This window comes from Campylobacter sp. CNRCH_2007_0968H, from assembly GCF_025773245.1.
In the GTDB taxonomy this organism is placed as follows: domain Bacteria; phylum Campylobacterota; class Campylobacteria; order Campylobacterales; family Campylobacteraceae; genus Campylobacter_D; species Campylobacter_D lari_D.
This window is the reverse complement of the sequence record NZ_JAKMTQ010000061.1, coordinates 1-569: the sequence shown is the minus strand read 5'-3', so window position 1 is coordinate 569 and position 569 is coordinate 1. Positions and strand designations below refer to the sequence as shown.

Below are 569 nucleotides of genomic sequence, written 5' to 3'. Positions count from 1 at the left end.
TTCAACCTCACATTCATAATCATATTAGATAAAAAGATACTATCTTTATTAAAGCTTTTTAAGTTATATTCTAGTTTTAAGTATCTTTTTTGTATATCTTGCATTAAAGTTGAAAGATTGTATAAACTTAAACTTTCTAATATATTTATAAGTTCTATCTTGCTTAAAGTATTAAAATCATTTAACAAGCTAAGATAATTACTTATAATAGAAGAAGAATTGATATTGTGAAATACAATTTTATTTTTTATATCTTCTTTAATAAAAAATTGATTATTTTTTATATAAAAATAATCTTTAAGATGATGATTACTTAATATTTGATTGTAAAAACTTAAAAGACTTTCTTTGCTATTTAAGTCTATAAAATTTAAAAATATATTTTCTTTTAATAATACTTCTTGTAATTGTTTTAAGTTTTTAAAAGCTTGATTTATACTAGAAGTATTTTTTAAAGCATAAATGATATTATCATCTTTAGAAATTTTTCTATTTATATTATATTGCAATAAAGGATTTTTATAAAGTGTATCACTATTGATTAAGATATTGATATGAAAAGATTCTTT

1 protein-coding gene is annotated in these 569 nt (G+C 17.4%); it reads right to left on the bottom strand.

The annotated features are described in order from the left end of the window. A partial coding sequence (locus L8Y18_RS08645; protein ID WP_263676673.1) for a hypothetical protein occupies window positions 1–569 on the bottom strand: 569 nt, incomplete at both ends.